Annotated in this window: 7 protein-coding genes and 5 pseudogenes; 6 read left to right on the forward strand and 6 right to left on the reverse strand. The window is 72.1% G+C overall.

The genetic code is table 11. The features are described from left to right. Window positions 1–145 precede the first annotated feature (145 nt). The 5 genes and pseudogenes from BLV72_RS52315 to BLV72_RS42910 all read left to right on the forward strand — a co-directional run. Window positions 146–4,341 (forward strand): annotated as a pseudogene (locus BLV72_RS52315) (type I polyketide synthase); the annotation flags it as partial. Between the two features lie 174 nt (window positions 4,342–4,515). Then, window positions 4,516–7,974: pseudogene (locus BLV72_RS52320) on the forward strand (type I polyketide synthase); the annotation flags it as partial. A gap of 216 nt (window positions 7,975–8,190) precedes the next feature. Beyond that, window positions 8,191–14,040: pseudogene (locus tag BLV72_RS52325) on the forward strand (type I polyketide synthase); the annotation flags it as partial. Window positions 14,041–14,268: 228 nt separating this feature from the next. Continuing rightward, window positions 14,269–15,654, forward strand: a pseudogene (locus BLV72_RS52330) (beta-ketoacyl reductase); the annotation flags it as partial. Window positions 15,655–15,745: 91 nt separating this feature from the next. Beyond that, window positions 15,746–16,939, forward strand: coding sequence for a cytochrome P450 (locus BLV72_RS42910; protein WP_208905921.1), 1,194 nt, complete (start codon window positions 15,746–15,748; stop codon window positions 16,937–16,939). 84 nt (window positions 16,940–17,023) lie between these two features. On the opposite strand, the gene BLV72_RS42915 is transcribed toward BLV72_RS42910, so the two are convergent. The 6 genes and pseudogenes from BLV72_RS42915 to BLV72_RS42940 all read right to left on the reverse strand — a co-directional run bounded on the left by BLV72_RS42915 (window position 17,024) and on the right by BLV72_RS42940 (window position 21,725). Continuing rightward, window positions 17,024–17,455: a hypothetical protein gene (locus BLV72_RS42915; protein WP_143059867.1), complete on the reverse strand. Its 432-nt coding sequence runs from the start codon at window positions 17,453–17,455 to the stop codon at window positions 17,024–17,026. A 75-nt stretch (window positions 17,456–17,530) separates the two neighbouring features. Beyond that, window positions 17,531–17,944: a hypothetical protein gene (locus tag BLV72_RS42920; RefSeq protein ID WP_093469257.1), complete on the reverse strand. Its 414-nt coding sequence runs from the start codon at window positions 17,942–17,944 to the stop codon at window positions 17,531–17,533. Between the two features lie 165 nt (window positions 17,945–18,109). Further along, complete coding sequence (locus BLV72_RS42925) at window positions 18,110–18,619, reverse strand: TIGR03618 family F420-dependent PPOX class oxidoreductase (protein ID WP_093469259.1); 510 nt, start codon at window positions 18,617–18,619, stop codon at window positions 18,110–18,112. A gap of 37 nt (window positions 18,620–18,656) precedes the next feature. Then, window positions 18,657–20,146, reverse strand: a pseudogene (locus BLV72_RS42930) (MFS transporter). A 171-nt stretch (window positions 20,147–20,317) separates the two neighbouring features. Further along, window positions 20,318–20,806, reverse strand: a complete 489-nt coding sequence (locus tag BLV72_RS42935; protein ID WP_086708142.1) for a MarR family winged helix-turn-helix transcriptional regulator — start codon at window positions 20,804–20,806, stop codon at window positions 20,318–20,320. Between the two features lie 64 nt (window positions 20,807–20,870). Further along, a complete protein-coding gene (locus BLV72_RS42940) occupies window positions 20,871–21,725 on the reverse strand; it encodes a LysR family transcriptional regulator (protein WP_093469260.1) in 855 nt (284 codons plus the stop codon). 68 nt (window positions 21,726–21,793) lie between these two features. On the opposite strand from BLV72_RS42940, the gene BLV72_RS42945 reads away from it, so the two are divergent. Next, entirely contained in the window at window positions 21,794–22,807 is a 1,014-nt protein-coding gene (locus BLV72_RS42945) for an EamA family transporter (RefSeq protein WP_244321286.1), read from the forward strand. The last annotated feature ends 106 nt before the right edge of the window (window positions 22,808–22,913 follow it).

Below are 22,913 nucleotides of genomic sequence, written 5' to 3' on the forward strand. Positions count from 1 at the left end.
GGCGCTCGCCGAGCATGTGTGCGGGGAGGCGCTCGGGCTGGCCGAAGAGATACAGATACCGCACACGCCGAGTGCCGTGGATGACGATCCGATCGTGATTGTCGGGATGAGCTGCCGTTTCCCGGGTGGTGTGGACTCTCCGGAGGCACTGTGGCGGCTGGTCAGCGCCGGTGACGACGCCGTGTCGGCCTTCCCTCCGACCGTGGCTGGGATCTGGCCGGTGTGTACGACGCCGACGCCACTCGCTCGGGTCGGTCGTACGTCCGCTCGGGTGGTTTCCTCCATGACGCGGCCGAGTTCGACGCCGGGTTCTTCGGGATCTCGCCGCGTGAGGCGACCGCGATGGATCCGCAGCAGCGGCTGCTGCTGGAGGCGTCATGGGAGGCGTTCGAACGGGCCGGAATCCCGGCCTCGACGCTCAAGGGCAGCCAGACCGGTGTCTTCGTGGGTGCGTCCGCGCAGGGCTACGGCGGCGGAGACGGGCAGGCCCCGGAAGGCTCCGAGGGATATCGTCTGACCGGCAACGCGAGCAGTGTGGTGTCCGGTCGGGTGGCCTACACGTTCGGGTTGGAAGGCCCAGCGGTCACGGTGGACACGGCGTGTTCTTCCTCGCTGGTGGCACTGCACTGGGCGGTGCGGGCGCTGCGGTCGGGCGAGTGCTCCCTCGCCCTGGCAGGCGGGGTGACGGTGATGGCGACACCCGCAACCTTCGTGGAGTTCTCGCGCCAGCGCGGGCTGGCGGCCGATGGCCGGTGCAAGTCCTTCGCCGCCGGCGCGGACGGGACGGGCTGGTCCGAGGGTGTCGGCATGCTGCTGGTCGAGCGGCTGTCGGACGCCGAGCGGAACGGCCACCCGGTGCTGGCCGTTGTCTCCGGCTCCGCGGTGAACCAGGATGGCGCGTCGAATGGGTTGACGGCGCCGAATGGTCCGTCGCAGCAGCGGGTGATCCGGCAGGCGCTGGCGAGCGCCGGGCTTGCTGCTCGGGATGTCGACGCGGTGGAGGCGCACGGTACGGGGACGACGCTGGGTGATCCGATCGAGGCGCAGGCTCTGTTGGCCGCCTATGGTCAGGATCGGGCCCCGGGTCGGCCGTTGTGGTTGGGGTCGGTGAAGTCGAATATCGGTCATACGCAGGCGGCGGCGGGTGTGGCTGGTGTGATCAAGATGGTGTTGGCGTTGCGGTATGGGGTGTTGCCGCGGACGTTGCATGTGGATGAGCCGTCGCCGCATGTGGATTGGTCGGCTGGTGGGGTGGAGTTGCTGACTGAGCCCGTGGTGTGGCCGGAGGTGGATCGGCCGCGTCGGGTGGGTGTGTCGGCGTTCGGGGTGAGTGGGACGAATGCGCATGTGATTGTGGAGCAGGCGCCTGTGGTGGAGGGGGAGGCTGGGGGCGAGCGTGTGGGGCTGCCCGCTGTGCCGTGGGTGGTGTCCGGTCAGAGCGAGGCCGCGGTGCGGGCTCAGGTGGAGCGGTTGCGCGGGTCTGTGGCAGACAACCCCGAATGGGATCCGGCTGACGTGGGGTGGTCTTTGGCGGCTGCTCGTTCTGCGTTGTCGCATCGTGCGGTGGTGGTGGGTGCGGATCGGGATGAGTTGCTGGGTGGGTTGGGTTCGGTGGTTGTGGGGGTTTCGGTAGGTGGTGGGTTGGGTGTGGTGTTTGCGGGTCAGGGGTCGCAGCGGTTGGGGATGGGGCGTGGTTTGTATGAGGCGTATCCGGTGTTTGCCGCGGCGTGGGATGAGGTGTGTGGGGAGCTGGACCGGTGGTTGGACCGGCCTTTGGGTGAGGTGGTGTGGGGTGATGACGTTGAGTTGATCGGGGCGACGGCGTATACGCAGGCGGGTCTGTTCGCGCTTGAGGTGTCGTTGTATCGGCTGATCGTCTCGTGGGGTGTGAAGCCGGATTATCTGCTGGGCCACTCCATTGGTGAGTTGGCGGCGGCGTGTGTGGCGGGTGTGTGGTCGTTGGAGGATGCGGCGCGGGTGGTGGCTGCTCGGGGTCGCTTGATGCAGGCGTTGCCGTCGGGCGGTGCCATGGTTTCTGTGGCGGCGTCCGAGGATGAGGTACGGCCGCTGCTGACCGAGGGCGTGGCCGTCGCGGCGGTGAACGGTCCCGAGTCGGTGGTGTTGTCCGGTGATAAGGCGGCGGTTCGTGCCGTCGAGGAGGTGTTCATCGGGCGGGGGGTGCGGACGCGGTGGTTGCGGGTGAGTCATGCGTTTCATTCGTCGCGTATGGACGGGATGCTGGCCGAGTTCGGGCAGGTGCTGGGGTCGGTGGAGTTCCGGGCCCCGAATGTGCCGGTGGTGTCGAACGTATCCGGTGTGGTGGCGGGCGATGAGCTGTGCTCGCCGGAGTATTGGGTGCGTCATGTGCGGAAGACAGTCCGGTTCGCCGATGGGCTCGACACACTCCGTGGGCTGGGCGTCAGTACCTTCCTGGAGCTTGGACCCGATGGCACGTTGACCGCTCTGGCTGATGGCGACGGACTGCCCGTCCTCCGCCCGGATCGCCCGGAGCCGACCACTGCCATGGAGGCTGTGGGCGGGCTGTATGTCCGGGGCATCGAGATCGATTGGGCGGCGGTGTTCCCCGGCGGTCGACGGGTCGATCTCCCCACCTATGCCTTCCAACGGCAGCGGTTCTGGCTGGAGCCGTCCTCGGCCCGGCCCGCGACCAGCGCCGTGGACGCCGCGTTCTGGGACGCGGTCGAGCGCGGGGATGCGCAGGCGCTGGGCGTTGACGAGGAACAGCCGTTGAGTGCCGTGTTGCCTGCCCTGGCGTCGTGGCGGCGGGCACAGCAGGAACAGTCGATCGTCGACGGCTGGCGCTATCGGCTTGGCTGGACGCCGGTCACGGGTGTGCCGTCCGGGCAGGTGCTGACGGGGACCTGGCTGGTTGTGGGCGAGCCGGATGCTGACGGTACTGATGGAGACGAGGTGGCCGTCGCGCTGCGGTCGGCCGGGGCGGATGTCCGGGTCGTGGCGGCGCTGGAGCCGGGCGAGGCCCCGGTCGCGGGTGTGGTGTCGTTGCTGTCGGTCGAGGCGACGGTGTCGCTGCTGCAGAGCCTCTTGGCCGCCGGGATCGACGCACCGTTGTGGTGTGTCACCCGGGGTGCGGTCGCGGCGGTCGACGGAGACGTGGTGGAGCCTGACCAGGCCGGAGTCTGGGGCCTCGGCCATGTCATCGGTCTGGAGCATCCGGATCGTTGGGGCGGGCTGATCGACCTGCCGGCGGTCATGGATGATCAGGCGGGGGAGGCACTGGCCGCCATCCTCGCCGGTGACACTGGTGAGGATCAGATCGCGATCCGTGCCACCGGGACGTGGGCCGCCCGTCTGACGCGTGCGGAACCGTCCCGTGTGGCGTCGGCCGGATGGCGGGGTCGCGGCGCTGCGCTGGTCACGGGTGGTACGGGGGCACTGGGGCGCCATGTGGCGCGCTGGCTGGCCGGAACCGGTGTGGAGCGGGTCGTGCTGACGAGCCGTCGGGGGTCCGAGGCGCCTGGCGTTGCGGAGTTGGTGGCCGAGCTGGGGGACCTGGTGCGCGTGGTGGCGTGCGATGTCGCCGATCGCGAGGCGCTCGCGGCTCTCCTGGGGACGATTCCGGATCTGCGTACCGTGGTGCATGCGGCCGGTGTCCTCGACGACGGTGTACTCGAATCGCTGACCCCGGAGCGGATCCGTGACGTGATGCGGACGAAGGCCGACGGCGCACGCCATCTTCACGAGTTGACTCGTGACACCGTTCTCGACGCCTTCGTGTTGTTCTCCTCGGCCGCCGGGACCGTGGGCAATCCGGGCCAGGGGAGCTATGCGGCGGCCAACGCCGTTCTGGACGGACTGGCCCAGCGGCGCCGAGCCGAGGGACTGGTGGCCACATCGGTGGCCTGGGGAGCCTGGGCCGATTCCGGTATGGCCGCGGGAGTGGCGCGGTCGCAGGGCATGGACCCACAGTCGGCGCTCTCCGCCCTGGGGCTGGTGCTGGCGGCTGACGAAACCACCGTGATGGTCGCCGATATCGACTGGGCGACCTTCGGGGCGCGGCTCACCGCCTCACGGCCGAGCCCGCTGCTGAGGGAGTTGCTCAGGGACGTATCCATGCCGACCGGGCCGACCGGCAGCGGGGCGTCCGACGCGTTCGCCACCCGCCTGGAGGCCATGGCCGAGCGCGAACGGACGGCCACCGTGCTGGACCTCGTCCGCACGCATGTGGCCGCCGTACTGGGCCACGCGGCATCCGAGGCGATCGACCCGGCCCGGCCCTTCCAGGAAATCGGCTTCGATTCGCTCACCGCGGTGGAGCTGCGGAACCGGCTCACCGCGGCCATCGGGGCACGTTTCCCGGCTTCCGTGATCTACGACTACCCGACCCCCGCGGCGCTCGCCGAGCATGTGTGCCGGGAGACGCTGGGCCTGGCCGTCCGGACACCGGTCCCGGTGGCGCCACGCCCGGTGGACGACGAACCGATCGCCATCATCGGGATGAGCTGTCGCTTCCCCGGCGGGGTGAGCTCGCCGGAGGACCTGTGGGGGCTGCTGGCCGACGGCCGCGACGCCGTGTCGGAGTTCCCGGCGGACCGTGGGTGGAACCTGGCCGAGCTGTACGACCCGGATCCCGACCACCCTGGCTCCTCCTATGTCCGGGCGGGCGGCTTCCTCGATGACGCGGCCGCGTTCGACCCCGGGTTCTTCGGGATCTCGCCGCGTGAGGCGATCGCCATGGATCCGCAGCAGCGGCTGCTGCTGGAGGTCGCCTGGGAGGCGTTCGAGCGCGCCCATATGTCACCCGCCACGCTCAAGGGCAGCCGGACCGGTGTGTTCATCGGGACCAACGGCCAGGACTACGCCGCTCTGGCGAGCGGGGCCCCGCAGAGCGCGGAGGGCTATCTGGGCACGGGCAGCGCCGCCAGTGTCGCCTCGGGCCGACTGGCGTACACCTTCGGCCTCGAGGGCCCGGCCGTCACCGTGGACACCGCCTGTTCGTCGTCGCTGGTCGCGCTGCATCTCGCCGCGCAGGCCCTGCGCTCCGGCGAATGCTCCTTGGCCCTGGCCGGTGGCGCGACCGTCATGGCCACCCCGGCGGCCTTCCTGGAATTCTCCCGCCAGCGCGCACTGGCGGCCGATGGACGCTGCAAGGCGTTCGCGGCGGCGGCGGACGGCACCGGTTGGGGCGAGGGCGCGGGCATGCTCCTGGTGGAGCGGCTGTCCGACGCCGAGCGGAACGGCCACCGGGTGCTGGCCGTCATGCGTGGATCCGCCGTCAACCAGGACGGTGCCTCCAACGGCCTGACGGCGCCGAACGGCCCGTCGCAGCAGCGGGTGATCCGCCAGGCGCTGGCGAACGCCCGCCTGTCCGCCACCGACATCGACGTCGTGGAGGCGCACGGCACCGGCACCAGCCTCGGTGACCCGATCGAGGCACACGCGCTGCTCGCCACGTACGGTCAGGAACGGCCCGAGGACAAGCCACTGTGGCTCGGCTCGGTGAAGTCGAACATCGGGCACACCCAGGCGGCCGCCGGTGTGGCCGGTGTGATCAAGATGGTGATGGCCATGCGGCACGGCGTACTGCCGCGGACCCTGCATGTCGACAAGCCCTCGCCCCATGTGGACTGGACGGCGGGCCAGGTCGCGTTGCTCGTCGAAGCGAGGGCGTGGCCAGGGGACGGCGCTCCGCGCCGGGCGGGCGTGTCCTCGTTCGGGGTCAGCGGCACCAATGCCCATGTGATCGTCGAGCAGGGGCCGGTGGCGGCCCCGGCGGATGCGGTGGACGGGCCGGAGCCGGTGCCCGTGCCGTTGCCGGAGTCGGCGTCCGGGCCGGAGCCGTTGCCGGAATCGGCCCCCGAGCCGCTGCTCGACCAGCACCGTAGGGCGCTGCCCCTGCCGTGGGTGCTGTCAGGCGCTGGAGAGGCCGGGCTGAGGGGCCAGGTCGAACGCCTCACGTCCTTCATCGACACCCATCCGGGGCTGGATCCCGCCGATGTCGGATGGACGCTGGTGTCCGGCCGTTCGCTTCAGTCGCACCGTGCCGTGGTGGTGGGCGCGGACCTCGCGGAGCTACGACGGGGGTTGGACGCCATCGAGATCGGCGGCGCGGCCCAGCCCGGGCGCGAGGTGGTGTTCGTCTTCCCGGGTCAGGGGTCGCAGTGGGCCGGGATGGCGCTGGAACTGATGGAATCCTCGCCGGTGTTCACACGGCGAATGCGTGAATGTGCCGATGCGTTGACCCCGTTCGCCGAGTGGTCGCTGTTCGATGTGCTGGCGGATGAACGAGCGCTGGCCCGTGTCGATGTGGTGCAGCCGGTGTTGTGGGCGGTGATGGTGTCCCTGGCCGAGCTGTGGCGTTCGTACGGCGTGGTGCCGTCGGCGGTGGTGGGTCACTCCCAAGGCGAGATCGCGGCGGCGTGTGTGGCGGGCGCTCTGTCCCTGGCGGACGGAGCGCGGGTGGTGGCCTTGCGCAGCAAGGCGCTGCTTGCCTTGTCCGGCCGAGGTGGGATGGTGTCCGTCCCCGTGCCCGCCGACCAGCTCCGCGACCGCCCCGGGCTGTCGGTGGCGGCGGTGAACGGCCCCGCGTCCACCGTGGTGTCAGGCGCGACCGAGGTGCTGGACGCGGTGCTCGCGGAGTTCCCGAAGGCCAAGCGGATCCCGGTGGACTACGCCTCGCACTCCCCACAGGTGGAGCGCATCCGAGAGGAGCTGGCGGAGGCGCTGGCGCCGGTCCAGCCGGGCGCCGGGCAGATCGCGTTCCACTCGACGGTGACCGGACGGCTCACCGACCCCCGCGCGCTCGACGCCGACTACTGGTACCGCAATCTTCGGCACACGGTGAAATTCCAGAGCACCCTCGAAGCCCTGATGGGCCAGGGCCACACCGTGTTCGTCGAGGTGAGCCCGCACCCCGTGCTGACCGTCGGCATCCAGGACACCGCCGACGCCGTCGACACCGACATCGTCGTGACCGGATCGCTGCGCCGCGACGACGGCGGTCCCGCCCGTTTCCTCACCGCCCTCGCCGACCTCCACACCCACGGCGTCGACGTGGACTGGCGTCCGCTCTTCGCGGGCGCCCGGACGGTCGACCTCCCCACCTACGCCTTCCAGCGGGAACGCTTCTGGCTCGAACCCGTGCGGGCGGTGACCCAGGCGTCCGGTCTGGGGCTCGGCGCTATCGAGCACCCCCTGCTGGGCGCAGTACTGCCGCTGCCCGGGACCGAGGGCGGTGTGCTGACCGGACTGCTCTCCCTGGCCGGACAGCCCTGGCTGGCGGACCACAGGGTGCGGGGCACGGTGGTCTTCCCCGGCACGGGCTTCGTCGAGCTCGCCCTGCAGGCCGGGCAGCACTTCGCCCACCCGGTGGTGGAGGAGCTGACCCTCCAGGCCCCGCTTGTGGTGCCGGATCAGGGCGGCGTCCAGGTGCAGGTGGCCGTCTCCGCGGCGGACGAGTCGGGCCGCAGGCCGGTCACGGTGCACTCGTGCCGCGCCGGAGAGTGGCTGCTGCACGCCTCGGGCACCCTCGGCGTCACAGAAGTCGAGGGCGCCACCGCGCCGGCCCGGTCCCTGGAGGTGTGGCCGCCCGAGGGCGCGCGGCCCGTCGATGTCTCGGGGATGTACGAGGCGATGGCGGAGCGCGGCCATGGATACGGCCCCGCTTTCCAAGGATTGCGTGCCGCGTGGACACGCGACGACGAGATATTCGCCGAGGTGACGTTGGAGCCGACGGCACAGGACGTGGCGGCGCGGTGCGGTGCGCATCCCGCCCTGCTCGACGCCGCCCTGCACGGAGTGGGGCTCGGCCGTTTCCTCACCGAACCCGGCCAGGCCTATCTGCCGTTCTCCTGGAGCAAGGTGGCGTTGCACGCGGTCGGCGCCTCCGCCATCCGCGTGGTGCTGTCCCCGGCCGGGCCGGACGCGGTGTCGCTGGAGGTGGCCGATCCGACGGGCGCGCCGGTGCTGTCCGTGGCGTCGCTGGCGCTGCGTCCGCTGTCCGACCGGCAGATCGCGGACACCCGGGGCGTGGACCAGGACGCGCTGTATCGCATGGACTGGACCGAGACGCCGCTGCCGACCACGGCCGGCGAAGCACCAATGGAGTTCGACGACCTGGGAGAGAACCTGGGACCGGACACCGCAGTCCCCGACGTCGTGGTGCTGCCCTGCGAGTCGGCCGGTGACACGGTGTCCACCGTCGTCGGCCGGGCGCTGACGGCGATACGGCGGTGGCTCGCCGACGAGCGCTGCGCCCGGTCGCGGCTGGCCGTGCTGACACGTGGCGCGGTGTCGACCGCTCCCGGCGAGAACGTCGAAGACCTCGGCGCGGCGGCGGTCTGGGGCCTGCTCCGCAGCGCGCAGGCCGAGCATCCGGACCGCTTCCTCCTCGTCGACCACGACGGCCACCAGGATTCCGGCGCGGTGCTGGCCGCCGCGGTGGCAGCCGGCCATCCTCATCTCGCGCTGCGCCGTGGCCGTGCCCTGACGCCTCGGCTGGCTCCGTCGGCCCCCTCCGCCACCACCCCGGCCCCCGGGGACGGGACGCCGTGGCGGATGGACGTCACCAGCCAGGGCACGCTGGAGAATCTGGCCGCCGTCCCCTGCCCGGAAGCCGCCGGTGCCCTCGGTGCCGGACAGGTGCGGGTGGCGATGCACGCGGCCGGGGTGAACTTCCGGGACGTCGTGGTCGCCCTCGGCATGATCCCCGGCCAGGACGTCATCGGCAGCGAGGGCGCCGGGGTGGTGCTCGACATCGGTCCGGGTGTGTCCGGCCTGACGCCCGGTGACCGGGTGATGGGCCTGTTCTCCGGCGCGTTCGGCCCCGTGGCACTGACCGATCACCGGTTGCTGGCGCGGCTGCCGGAAGGCTGGTCGTTCGCCGACGCGGCGGCCACGCCGGTGGTGTTCCTGACCGCCCTGTACGGGCTGATGGACCTGGCCGGTCTCCGGTCCGGTGAATCGGTGCTGGTGCACTCGGCCGCGGGCGGGGTGGGCATGGCCGCGACGCAGGTGGCCCGCTGGCTCGGCGCGGAGGTGTACGCCACCGCGAGCCCGGGGAAGTGGGACACGCTGCGCGCCGGCGGAGTGGCCGACGACCGGATCGCCTCCTCCCGCACTCTGGAGTTCGCCGAGCGCTTCGACCGGGTGGACGTGGTGCTGAACTCGCTCGCGGGCGAGTACGTGGACGCGTCGCTCGGTCTGCTCGGCGACGGCGGCCGTTTCCTGGAGATGGGGAAGACCGACATCCGCGACGGTGAGCGCGTCGCCGCCGAGCACGGGGTGCGCTACCAGGCGTTCGATCTCATGGACGCGGGCCCCGACCGGATCGGCGAGCTGCTCCAGTTGCTGGTGTCGCTCTTCGAGCAGGGGGTCTTCACCGCCCTGCCGACCCGGTGCTGGGACGTCCGGCAGACCGGCGAGGCGCTGCGTTTCCTCTCCCAGGCACGCCATATCGGCAAGCTGGTGCTGTCCGTTCCGCAGCCGTTGCGGGAGCGGGACACCGTGCTCATCACGGGCGGCACCGGCACCCTGGGCGGGCTGGTCGCCCGTCACTTGGTCGAACGGCACGGGGTACGGGACCTCGTCCTGGCCGGACGGCGGGGGCCGGACGCCCCGGGAGCGGCCGAACTCACCGCCACTCTCCGGGAAGTGGGTGCCCAGGTGCGAGTGGTCGCCTGTGACGTGGCCGATCGGGACGAGCTGGCGCGGCTGCTGGACACCGTGCCCGAGTTGCGGATGGTGGTGCACACCGCGGGCGTGCTCGACGACGGGGTGGTGGAGTCGCTCACCCCGGAGCGGGTGCGCGAGGTGCTGCGGCCGAAGGTGGACGCCGCATGGCATCTGCACGAGCTGACGGCCGGTCGTGAGCTGGCGGAATTCGTGGTGTTCTCCTCGGCCGCGGGTGTTCTGGGCAGCCCGGGGCAGGGCGCCTACGCGGCGGCGAACGCCTGGCTGGACGCGCTGATGGCGCATCGCCGGGCCGCCGGGCTGCCGGGTGTCTCCGTGGCATGGGGGCTGTGGGCCGAGCGCAGCGGGATGACCGGCCATCTGTCGGACCGGGACCTCGCCCGGATGGCCAGGGCCGGTGCCACGCCGCTCGCCACCGATCAGGGGCTCCGCCTCCTGGACAGCGCCAGGGCGGCCACCGAGGCGGTCGTGCTGGCGACACCGCTGGACGCCGCGGCGCTGCGGGCACAGGCCGACGCGGGTGCGCTGCCCGCGCTCTTCCACGGTCTGGTCCGCGCCCCGATCCGCCGCGCGACCGGCGTGGGCACGGGCGACGACGCGTCGTCACTGCGCGACCGGATGACCGCCATGCCGGTCGCCGAGCGCGAACAGCATGTGCTCGACCTGGTCCGTACGCATGTGGCGACCGTGCTGGGGCACGGCACCCCCGGCGACGTCGACACGGCGCGTACCTTCGCGGAGACCGGATTCGACTCCCTCACGGCCGTCGAGTTGCGCAACCGGCTGCGTACCGCCACCGGGGTCAGGCTGCCGGCCACCGCGATCTTCGACTACCCGACACCGGCGGTCCTGGCCGGTCATCTCCTGCGGGAACTGGGCGGCGGCACCGTCGACGAGGCCGTGCCGACGCCCGCCGCCCCGGCTGCCACCGACCACGACCCGGTCGTGATCGTCGGGATGGCGTGCCGCTATCCGGGCGGGGTGACCTCGCCCGAGGAGCTGTGGGAGCTGCTCGACACCGGGCGTGACGCGGTCTCGGATCTGCCCGACGACCGGGGCTGGGACCTGGACGGCCTGTACAGCGCCGATCCGGACAGCACGGGCACCTCGTACGTCCGCGCCGGTGGCTTTGTGTACGACGCGGGGGAGTTCGACGCCGGGTTCTTCGGGATCTCGCCGCGTGAGGCGCTCGCGATGGACCCCCAGCAGCGGCTGCTGCTGGAGGTGGCCTGGGAGGCGGTGGAGCGGGCCGGTATCCCGGCGGCGTCGCTGAAGGGAAGCCAGACCGGGGTGTTCGTCGGTGCCGCGTCGCAGGGCTATGGAACGGGAGCCGGCCAGGCGGCCGAGGGGTCCGAGGGCTATTTCCTGACCGGTGGCGCCGGCAGCGTGGTCTCCGGCCGGCTCTCGTACACCCTCGGTCTGGAAGGGCCGGCGGTCACCGTGGACACCGCCTGCTCGTCGTCGCTGGTCGCGCTGCACCTGGCGGCGCAGGCGCTGCGGTCCGGCGAATGCTCCCTCGCCCTGGCCGGCGGGGTGACGGTGATGGCGAACCCGGGCATCTTCGTGGAGTTCTCCCGGCAGCGCGGACTGGCCGCCGACGGACGCTGCAAGGCGTTCGCCGACGCGGCGGACGGCACCGGCTGGGGCGAAGGAGTCGGCCTGCTGCTGCTGGAACGGCTGTCCGACGCCCGCCGCAACGGCCATCGGGTCCTGGCGGTCGTACGGGGCTCCGCCGTCAACCAGGACGGCGCCTCGAACGGCCTGACCGCGCCGAACGGACCCTCGCAGCAGCGAGTGATCCGGGCCGCGCTGGCCAGTGCCGGGCTGGCCGCCACGGACGTGGACGCGGTGGAGGCACACGGCACCGGCACCAGCCTGGGCGACCCGATCGAGGCACAGGCACTGCTGGCCACCTACGGGCAGGAGCGCGAACGCCCACTGCTGCTGGGCTCGATCAAGTCGAACATCGGGCACACCCAGTCGGCCGCGGGGGTGGCCGGTGTGATCAAGATGGTGTTGGCGATGCGGCACGAGATGCTGCCCCGGACCCTCCACCTGGACCAGCCGTCGACCCATGTGGACTGGTCGGCCGGTGCGGTGGAGCTGCTGACCGGGCCCGTGGAGTGGCCGTCGGCCTCCCGCGCCCGCCGGGCCGGAGTGTCCTCGTTCGGAGTGAGCGGGACCAACGCCCATGTGATCCTCGAACAGCCCCCCGCGGATCCGGGGGCCGATCCGGAGCCGGCACCCGAGCCCGCCCCGGCGGTGCTGCCCTGGGTGCTGTCCGGCCGGGGTGAGCACGGACTGCGGGCGCAGGCGGCCCGGTTGCGGTCCTTCCTGGCCGCGCACCCCGGACCCGACCCGGTGGACGTGGGCTGGTCGCTGGCCACCACCCGTTCGGCGCTCTCGCACCGCGCCGCGGTGGTCGGGGCGGACCGGGCGGAGCTGCTGGACGGACTGGCCGCGTTGGCGGCCGGCGAGCCCACGCCAGGCGTGGTCCTGGGCACTGCGGGTCCCGGGCGAGTGGGCCTGCTCTTCGCGGGCCAGGGTGCGCAACGGGCCGGTATGGGACGGGAGTTGTACGAGACGTTCCCGGTTTTCGCGGCCGCGTGGGACGAGGTCTGCGCCGCGCTCGACCCGTATCTGGACCGTCCGCTCGACGAGGTGGTGTCCGACGCCACGGGAGCGCTGGACGCCACCGCGTATGCGCAGGCGGGTCTGTTCGCCCTCGAGGTGGCGCTGTTCCGGCTGGTGTCCTCCTGGGGTGTGCGCCCGGACTATCTGCTGGGGCACTCCGTCGGAGAGCTGGCCGCCGCATATGTGGCCGGCCTCTGGTCGCTGGAGGACGCCGCCAAGGTGGTCGCGGCCCGGGGCCGGCTCATGGGCGCGCTGCCCCCGGGCGGCACGATGGTGGCCCTGGCCGTACCGGAGGATCAGGTGCGGCCGTTCCTGACCGACCGGGTCGCCCTCGCGGCCGTGAACGGACCGTCGTCGGTCGTGGTGTCCGGGGGCGTGGACGCGGTGAGCGGGGTGGCCGACGCACTGGCCGCGCGTGGGGTGAAGACGCGGTGGCTGCGGGTCAGCCACGCCTTCCACTCGCCGCTGATGGACGAGATGCTCACCGCGTTCGCCGAGGTGCTCGGCACCGTGGACTTCCGCACCCCGCGGATACCGGTGGTCTCCAACCTCACGGGTTCGGTGGCGGGGGAGGAGCTGTGCTCTTCCGCGTACTGGGTGCGGCAGGTGCGTGAGACGGTGCGGTTCTCCGACGGGCTGGACCGGCTGCGGGAACTCGGCACCGGCACCTTCCTCGAACTCGGACCGGACGGCACCCTCACCGCCCTGGCGCAGGCCCAGATCACCGGGGCCGACGCCGAGTTCATCCCCAGCCTGCGCGCCGACCGGCCCGAGCCGGTCACGGTCACCACCGCCCTCGCCCAACTGCACACCCATGGGGTGGAGCTGGACTGGTCGGTAGTCTTCCCCGGCGCCCGGCGCGTCGAGCTGCCGACCTACGCCTTCCAGCGCTCCCGCTTCTGGCTGGAGCCCTCCCGTACCCCCGGCGACGCGGCCGGTCTCGGGCTCGGCGCGCTGGACCATCCGCTGGTCGGTGCGACGGTGCAGCTGCCCGACGCGGACGGTGTCCTCCTCACCGGCCGGATCTCCGCCGACGCGCACTCCTGGCCGACCGGTCGGCGTGGCCTGGGCGTGCCCCTGTTCCCGGCGACCGGCTTCCTGGAGCTGGTGCTCCAGGCGGGGCTGCAGTTCGACTGCCGGACGGTGGACGAACTCACCCTTCATGAGCCACTTGTCCTCCCCGAACGGGGCGGGGCCGAGGTGCAGGTGTCCGTCCGGGACGTGGACGAGTCCGGCCGCCGCCCGGTCACCGTCTACTGCCGCCGGGACCAGCGGTGGGTCCGCCACGCCACCGCCATCCTCGGCGCGGACCGGCCGCCCGCGCCGGTGCCGCACACCGAGACCTGGCCGCCCACCGGCGCCCGTCCGCTGGAGTCCACCGGGACACCGGCGTGGCGCCGCGGCGACGAGGTCTTCCTCGACATCGAGCTGTCGGAGACGTCCGGGGCCGAGGCCGGGCGATGGACCCTGCATCCCGCCCTGCTCGACCGGGCCTTGTCCGCGGAGGCGCTGGCCGGGCTGGTCACCGAGCCCGAGCGGACCCATCTGCCGTCCTCCTGGACGGGAATCACCCTGCACACGGAGGGGGCCACGCGACTGCGGGTCACCCTCGCGCCCACCGGCCCGGACACGGTCTCGCTCCAGGTGGCCGACGCCGCCGGCGCGCCCGTGCTGTCGGTGGACTCGCTGGTGCTGCGCCCGGTGTCCGGGCAGCGGCTGCGGCAGGCCAACGCGTCACTGTTCCAGACGGTGTGGACGGTGTGTCCTGCGCCGGCCGAACCGGAGCTCGGCCTCGTCCGGTGGGGGTTCGTCGGCGACCCGGACGGCTGGAAACCGGACACGCTCGGCGCGCCGGTCGCGGTCTATCCGGACCTGGCGGCCATTGAGGACGTGCCGGACGTCGTGCTCCTCCCGTGCGTGTCCGAGGGCGCGACGGCGTCCGAGGTGGCCCTCCGCGCCGCCGCCGCCGTACGGACGTGGCTGTCCGAGGAACGCTTCACCGCCTCGCGGCTGGTGCTGGTGACCCGGCGCGCGCTCGCCGTGGCGGGAGGTGAGGAGGTCGAGGATCTGGCCGCGGCCGCGGTGTGGTCGCTGGTCGAGGGCAGCCAGGCGGCCCACGCGGGACGGATGACACTCGTCGACACCGATGCGTCCGATCTGCGCCTGCTGCCCGCCGCGGTGGCCGTGGGGAAGGGCCGGATGGCGGTCCGGGCGTCGGCGGTGCTGCTACCCGACCTGGCCGCGGTGGCGGTCACCGAGCAGAACCCGCCCGCCTGGGATTCGGGCACGGTGCTGGTGACCGGCGGGTCGGCCATGGACGTGGCCCGGCACCTGATCGTCGAGCGAGGCGTGAACGACCTGGTCCTGGCCGGGGTCGGCGACACAGCCGGGGTCGGCGACATGGCCGGGAATGGCGACATGGCCGAGCTGGAAGCCCTCGGAGCGACCGTCCGGCTCGCCCTGTGCGATCCGGCGGACCGTCAGGCGCTGGCAGAGCTGCTGGAGACGATTCCGCGACTGCGGGGCGTGGTGCATACCGCGGCCGAGGACCTGGAGCGGACACCGGCCCATGCGCTCTCCCCGGAAACCCTCCGGGCACGGCTGCGGTCGGAGCTGGAGGGGGCCTGGAATCTGCACATGGCCACGCGGGACCTGGAGCTGGACCGCTTTGTGCTGCTCACCTCCGCCGACGGGACACCGGGCCCCGCGTACGCCGACGCCCTGGCCGCATACCGGCGGGCCCTCGGGCTGCCCGCGGTCTCCGTCTCCACCGACCTGGGCCTCGCCCTGTTCGACGTGGCATGCGCCGGACCCGGGGAGGCGGTCCGGGTCACCGCCGCGACAGCGGTCCCGGCACGCACCGAACCGGCCCGGCAGCCGGTGGACCAACCCGCGGCGGCCGAGGCGTCCGCGACCACGCTGCTGGAGCGGCTGGCCGGGCGGTCGGAGGACGAGCAGGAGGAGATCCTGCTGGAGCTGGTCCGCGACCAGGTCGCGATGGTCCTCGGCCATCCGGACGCCGCCATGGTCGACCCGGACCGGGGTTTCGTCGATATGGGCTTCGACTCGGTGGCGGCCGTGAAACTGCGCAACCAGCTGGCCCGGGCCACCCGGCTCGAACTGCCCGCCAGCCTCACCTTCGACCATCCCACGGCCGTCGAGCTCGCCCGCCATCTGCGCACCGAGATGCTGCCCGACGACGCGGCGGCCGCCATTCTCGTGCTCGAAGAGCTCAACAAACTCGACGAGTCGATCCTCGACCTCGACCCGGCAAGCGCGGCACGGGTGCGGATCTCGACCCTGCTCCAGGATCTGTCCGCGAAGTGGATCGAGCGGACGGATCATCCATGACCACACATCCATGACCACATACGAGCGGACACACCGCACCGTCCCTGACGCACCATCCGCCCCTGAGGCACATACGAGGGAGTCAAAAACAGTGAGTGAGACCTTGCCCCTTCCCGGTACCGTGAAGGCCGAACGGCGTTGTCCGTACGACCCTCCGGAGAACCACCGCCGCCTGCGGGACGCGGGTGAGCTGGGCAAACTGGAGCTGCCCGGCGGCCTGGTGATGTGGTTTCTGACCAAGCACGACGACATCAGGGCCATGTTGGCGGACTCCCGGTTCAGCGGCGCCAGGGTGCCGTTCCCGGCGATGAGCCCGGAGATACCGGCGGGCTTCTTCTTCTCCATGGACCCACCGGACCACACCCGCTACCGCCGCACGCTCACCGCCGAGTTCTCGGTGCGCGGTGCGCGCGAACTGACCGGCCGGATCGAGCGGCTGGCCGACCAGCACCTCGACGCGATGGAGGCGATGGGCACCAGCGCCGATCTCGTGGCGGCCTATGCCAACCCGGTGCCCGCGATGGTGATCTCCGAGATTCTCGGCGTGCCGTACACCTACCACCAGAAGTTCGACCACGAGGTACGCACGCTCAGGGAGACCGGCGGCGACGACCAGGCCGTCGGCGCGATGGCGACCGCGTGGTGGGACGAGATGCGCGGATTCGTACGCGCCAAGCGGGTGGAGCCCGCGGACGACGTGATCAGCAGGCTGCTGCACGGCGAGGTCGAGGGCGGGGCGCTGACCGACGAGGAGGTGGTCGGCATCGCCATGACCATCATTTTCGCCGGTCATGAACCCGTGGAGAACCTGATCGGGCTCGGCATGCTGGCGCTGTTCGAGGACCGTGAGAAGCTGGCCCGGTTGCGTGAGAACCCCGACCTGCTCGACGACGCCGTGGAGGAGTTCCTCCGCTACTTCCCCGTCAACAACTTCGGCACCGTGCGCACCGCCACCGAGGACGCCGTGATCAACGGTCATCCCATCGCGCAGGGCGAGATGGTGGCCGGTCTGGTGTCCACCGCCAATCGGGACCCCGAACGCTTCGCCGACCCCGACCGCCTCGCTCTCGACCGGCCGCACACGTCCCATCTCGCGTTCGGACACGGTGTGCATCAGTGCCTGGGGCAGCAGTTGGCGCGGGTGGAACTGAAGGTGCTCCTGCAGCGGTTGCTCGCCAGGTTCCCCGGTCTGCGTCTGGCGGTGGCCCCGGAGGAGATCCGGTACCGGGAGAACACCTCGTTCTACGGTGTCCACGAGCTGCCGGTGACCTGGGCGGCCGAGTAGCCCCAGCCGGTGGCCGGAAGGCCAGGGGCGGGCGGCGGTGGCCGGCGCGCAGGGGGAAGAGGCCGCGTACGCCGACGGCGGACCTCAGGCGCCGAGCCGGCCACCGGTCAGCCGTGCGAGCGGGCTGCGACGCCGGGCGGCGCGCCTGCGCAGGACCACCGCGGTGGCGCCCGCCGCGGCGGCTCCCACGCCGGCGACTGCTGCCTGGACCTTCCGCGCCTTGAGCGCGACCCAGGCCGAACCGGCCGCCGCGGCCGCCTTCTTGGGGGCCTCGGCCGCCACGGTACGACCGGTGGCCACGGCCTTCTCGGCAGCCACATGGGCCTTGTCGGCGGCGACATGAGCGGTGTGCGCGGCGGTCGTCGCGGCGCTCGCGGCGGCGGTCTTCGCCGTGGTCTCCGCCTCGCCCGCGGTGTCCTTGGCCTTCGCCGTCGTCTCCTTGGCCTTGGTGGTGGCGGCCTTCGCGTGAGCGTTGGCGCTCCTGACACTTGTGTGTGCGTTCTTCTTCTCGGTCATGTCCACCGCGTTACCACTCGGCCCGGCAGCAAACCCGGGGCGCGGGGCCGTCGGCGCGGCGGGGCGCCCCTTGGCTCATTCGGTGCCCGCGCCGCGCCGCTGCTGGACCAGCACGAAACCTCCGGCCAGGGCGACCAGACAGACGCCGACGATGACTCCCACGGCGGGCCACGGGGACCCGTCGTCCGACGTCGCCGCCTTCGAGGGCGACGTGCCGTCCGAGTCCGGCGCCCGGCTCTCCGGCCGCGGGGAGGCCGAGAGTGAGGTGGACGGAGCCGCGGGCTCGAGCTTCAGCAGTGGGGCGGGATTCTCCGGCTCCGACTCGAACGTCAGTGTCACGTTCTTCGCCAGGGTGTGCGAGTCGGAGGCGCTCACCTCGGTGTGAGCCAGGGCGGGGGAGGCCGTGGCGAGGACGAGCGCCGACGCGGCGATGGCCAGCGCGCCGAACCGCGGCGCCCGAGGGCGGGACGGCAGATGAGGTGCGTTCACGGTATCTCTCCTCGTCATGGGGGACACCCGAGCCCTCCGCACCCGAACACCGGGTGCGTTCATCAGGTGCGCCACACTCCCGATACGTACGGCCCGGACACGATGTTCACCGTGTCCGGGCAGGGAAACCACCGGCCTGGGGAAGAGTGCAGTTCCGGTGAGTGGTCAGCTGGTGGCCATGTCGAGGGCCGTTCCGTACAGACGGGACACCCGGATCCTGATCACCACCCGCCGGTCCGCCACCAACTGCTCCAGGAAGGCCGTTTCGTCGCGTGGATCGGCGAAGCCGGGCGTCATGGACAGCAGTTCCCGCCCGACCGCGTCCCCGGCGACGGCCGTCACCTCCGATACCTCCGCCTCGCCCTCGGCGACGGCGAACGACCAGCCGTCCGGCGCGCCCACGTGCACGGCGGCGTGGGGATCGCGCCGTAGCTGACGCGCCTTGAGCCGGTCGGCGGTGGAGGAGATGCGCAGCACCCGCTCCTCGGGACTCCAGTGGTGGATCACGGTCGACAGATGGGGATGGCCGCTGCGCCTGACCGTCGCGAGCACCCCGAACCGCTGGTCCCGCAGTATCAGGGACAGCTCGTCCTCGGTGAGCACCCGGGGCGGGGGTCCGGCCCCTGGTGTCGTCCCGGCGCCGTTCGTCGGGTTCGTGGTCTCGGTCGTCGCCATGAGGTGCACCTTTCGTTCGGAAGGGGAGAAGGGAGGGTCAGACGCTGGTGACGGGTGCGGCGGCCGCGTTGGCCTTCCGGGGCGCGGCGGGGCGCTTCGGCGCGGGTCCTCGCAGCACGGTGAAGGCCACGGCGAAGGCCGTCACGATGAGCCCCGCTCCGACGGCGAAGGCCAGGTGGTAGCCGCCGGTCAGCGCCTCGGCCCGGCCCTTGCCCCGGTCGAGCAGCGCGTCGGTGCGGGAGGCGGCCAGGGTGGACAGCACGGCGACGCCCAGCGCCATGCCGATCTGCTGCGTGGTGTTGAACAGCCCGGAGACGAGCCCGGCCTCGTCCTCCTTCGCACCGGACATCCCGAGGCTGGTCAGCGCCGGGAGGGCCAGCCCGAAACCGGCGGCGAGCAGCATGACCGGGAGGAGGTCGGGAAGGTACCGGGCGTGCACCGGGACGCGGACGAGCAGTCCGAGGACCCCGGCCAGCAGCGCCAGCCCGGCCAGCAGTACCGCGCGGTCGCCGAAGCGGGCGCTGAGCCGTGCGGAGACGCCGAGTGACACCGCGCCGATGGCGAGGGCGGCCGGGAGCATGGCCAGACCGGTCCTGGTGGCACCGTATCCCAGGACGTTCCGCAGATAGAGGGCGACGAGGATCTGGAACGAGAAGAGTGCGGCCACCATCAGGACCTGGACCAGGTTGGCCCCCGCGACACCGCGCGACCGCAGGATCCGCAGGGGCATCAGCGGGGTGCGGGCGGTGGCCTGGCGGACCAGGAACAGGGCGAGCAGGAGGAGCGAGACGGCGCCGAGGCCGAGCGTGTGCGCCGCGGTCCAGCCGTAGTCCGCCACCTTGACGACGGTGTAGATGCCCAGCATCAGCCCGGCCGTGACGAGCAGGGCGCCGAGGACGTCGGCGCCGGCCGCGAGACCGGGCCCGCGGTCGGCGGGCAGGACGGAGATGGCGACCGCGAGGGTCAGCAGTCCGATCGGCAGATTGATCAGGAAGATCCAGTGCCAGCTGAGCGCGTCGGTGAGAAGCCCCCGAGCACCTGGCCGATCGAGGCTCCGGCGGCGCCGGTGAAGCTGAACACGGCGATGGCCTTTGCGCGTTCGGTGGGTTCGGTGAAGAGCGTGACGAGGATGCCCAGGCTGACCGCGGAGGCCAGCGCGCTGCCGACCCCCTGCAGAAACCGGGCGGCGATCAGCGCCGCGGGGGAAGTGGCCACGGCGGCCAGCAGCGAGGCCGCGGTGAACACCGCGGTGCCGGCCAGGAACATGCGCTTGCGGCCGATGAGATCGCCGATGCGGCCCGCGAGCAGCAGCAGACCGCCGAACGCGATCAGATAGGCGTTGACGACCCAGCTCAGCCCGGCGGGGGAGAACCCCAGATCGCTCTGGATGGCGGGCATGGCCACGGTCACGATGCTGCCGTCGAGGATGACCATCAACATCCCGGTGGCGATGACCCCGAGGGCCAGTCGGCGTGATGGGCGGACGCGGGAAGAGGACGGGGCGGACTCGGACGCGGTGGCGGACATGCGGTCACTCCTGTCGGTAGACGCGACAGGAGTGACCGTAGCAGATGGTTTCGTTGCAGACTATTTGTTTCGGCTCTACTCTTGGCTCTCCTTGTGGCTCGGCTCGTGGCTCGGCTCGTGGTTCCAGGTGTGGTGCTGGGTTTGGGCCAGGACGCGACTGTGGGGGCGGTGCTACTTCTCGCTCTGGCGCGCCCGCCGGGCCGGACGGGGGCTCTCGGCGGGTGCGGCCAGGTGCCCCTCCGTCAGCCGGGTCAAGGCCCGTAGCAGGGCGGCGCGTTGGGTCTCGGGGAGTGTCGCCAGCGCTTCCCGGTGGACGCCGTCCACGATGTTCTGGCTCTGCTTGGCGATCCGCGCGCCCTCCTCGGTCACCGCGATGATCCGGGCCCGGCGATCCCGGGTCGAGGCGCGCCGCTCCGCGAGACCCGCCTTCTCCAGGGCGTCCACCGTCACCACCATCGTGGTCTTGTCCATGTCGCCGATCTCGGCGAGCTGTGCCTGGGTGCGCTCCTCCTCCAGGGCGTGGACCAGTACGCAGTGCATCCGTGCCGTCAGCCCGATCTCGGCGAGCGCGGCCGACATTTGGGTGCGCAGGACGTGGCTGGTGTGGTCGAGGAGGAAGGACAGGTCCGGTTCGTTCTGGGTGGGCGCCATCGCGGTCATGTGGCCCAGGGTAACAATTCGATCCGTACTGGATTATCCGGAACAGTCCATACCCGGGGCGGGGTCAGCCGTTGCGGTAGAGGGTGGTGAGCAGCTCGATCGCGGTTTGGGTGGCGGGGTGCGGGTCGTCCCGCCACCAGGCGAGGCGTACCGCGATCGGTTCGGCGTCGCGGACCGGCCGGTAGGCGATTCCGGGCCTCGGGTACTGGTTGGCGGTGGACTCCGCCGTCATGCCGACGCAGCGGCCCGCGGAGATCACCGTGAGCCAGTCCTCCACGTCGTGGGTCTCCTCCGTGGCCGGACGGGAGTCGGGCGGCCACAGCTCCGCGGTGGTGGTCCCGGTCCGCCGGTCGACCAGCAGGGTGCGTCCGCTGAGGTCCGCCAGCCGGACCGAGCGGCGCCTGGCGAGGGGGTCGTCGGCGGCCACGGCACACAGCCGCCGCTCCAGCCCGACGATGGCGGAGTCGAAGCGGCGCTCGTCGAGGGGCCTGCGCACGACGGCCAGGTCGCAGACGCCCTCCGCCAGCCCGGCGGTCGCGGAATGCACACGGACGAGGTGCAGATCCGTCTCGGGGTACGCCTGGGCCCAGCGGCGCTGGAAAGCGGGGGTGTGGCGGCCGAGCGCGGACCAGGCGTAGCCGATCCGCAGATGGGCGTGGCCCGATATGGCCTCCCGGATCAGGCCGTCCACCTCCGCCAGCACCCGCCGGGCGTGTGCCACCACACGCAGCCCGGTGCCCGTCGGGGTCACTTCGCGGGAGGTCCGCCGCAACAGCCGTGTTCCCAGGGCGCGTTCGAGCGAGGCCAGGGTCCGGGACACGGCGGCCTGGGAGACGCCGAGCGCGATGGCGGCGTCGGTGAAGGTGCCCTCGTCGACGATCGCCACGAGACAGCGCAGTTGCCGCAGCTCCACATCCATACGCCCAGCGTATAGATAAGACACCGAACGCATTATGTGCATGCGTGGGCCCGGCGCACGATCGACGCATGCGACCAGCTCCCGCGTCACGTATCGCCGCCGCACGATCGACGGGAACCGCACACCGGACCCCGTCGACCCCTGCCGACTCCGACCCGGGCCCCGGCCTGGATACGGACCTGGGAGCGGGACCGAGCCCGGACCCGCACCCGGAGCCGGACCCGCACCCGGACCCGGATCAGCAGCCGACCGGGCGGCGGTTCGCCGGTGTGGCCACCATGATCGGCAGCGGTCTGTCCAACCAGACCGGCGCCGCGATCGGCTCCCACGCCTTCCCCGTCCTCGGCCCGGTCGGGGTCGTCGCCGTCCGCCAGTATGTGGCCGCGATCGTCCTGCTGGCCGTCGGCAGGCCGCGGCTGCGGAGCTTCACCTGGTGGCAGTGGCGGCCCGTGGTGGGTCTTGCCGTGGTGTTCGGCACCATGAATCTCTCCCTGTACACCGCCATCGACCGCATCGGCCTCGGGCTGGCGGTGACCCTGGAGTTCCTCGGCCCGCTGTGCATCGCGCTGGCCACCTCACGGCGCCGGGCGGACGCGTGCTGTGCGCTGGTCGCGGCGGCCGCCGTGGTGACACTGATGCGCCCGCGGCCCTCGGCCGACTACCTGGGCATGAGCCTCGGGCTGCTGGCCGCCGTGTGCTGGGCGTCGTACATCCTGCTCAACCGCACCGTGGGCCGACGGGTCCCCGGCGCTCAGGGGTCGGCGGCGGCCGCGGGGCTCTCCGCCCTGATGTTCCTGCCGATCGGGATCGCCGTCGCCGTCCATCAGCCGCCGACCCCGAGCGCCGTGGCGTACGCCGTCACCGCGGGCGTCCTCTCCTCGGCCGTGCCGTACCTCGCGGATCTGTTCACCCTGCGCCGTGTGCCCGCCCAGGCGTTCGGGCTCTTCATGAGCATCAACCCCGTCCTCGCCGCCCTGGTGGGCTGGGTCGGCCTGGGGCAGAACCTGGGCTGGACGGAGTGGACGAGCATAGGCGCCATCGTCGCGGCCAACACACTGAGCATCCTCACCCGGCGCGGCTGAAGGACCGCGTACCGCCGCGGACGGCCGGTGCGCGACACGGCTGACGGGGTCCCGTCCCGGCGGGCATGACGCCACCGCTCACAGTGCGGTGCTCGGGTGTGGGTGG

The organism is Streptomyces melanosporofaciens (genome assembly GCF_900105695.1).
In the GTDB taxonomy this organism is placed as follows: domain Bacteria; phylum Actinomycetota; class Actinomycetes; order Streptomycetales; family Streptomycetaceae; genus Streptomyces; species Streptomyces antimycoticus.

What these genes read in the sequence shown, in the direction of transcription:
- BLV72_RS42945 (WP_244321286.1), top strand. Translation starts at nt 21,794, where the DNA reads ATGCGACCAGCTCCCGCGTCACGTATCGCCGCCGCACGATCGACGGGA.
- BLV72_RS42925 (WP_093469259.1), bottom strand. Translation starts at nt 18,619, where the DNA reads ATGGCGACGACCGAGACCACGAACCCGACGAACGGCGCCGGGACGACA.
- BLV72_RS42940 (WP_093469260.1), bottom strand. Translation starts at nt 21,725, where the DNA reads ATGGATGTGGAGCTGCGGCAACTGCGCTGTCTCGTGGCGATCGTCGAC.
- BLV72_RS42915 (WP_143059867.1), bottom strand. Translation starts at nt 17,455, where the DNA reads ATGACCGAGAAGAAGAACGCACACACAAGTGTCAGGAGCGCCAACGCT.
- BLV72_RS42935 (WP_086708142.1), bottom strand. Translation starts at nt 20,806, where the DNA reads ATGACCGCGATGGCGCCCACCCAGAACGAACCGGACCTGTCCTTCCTC.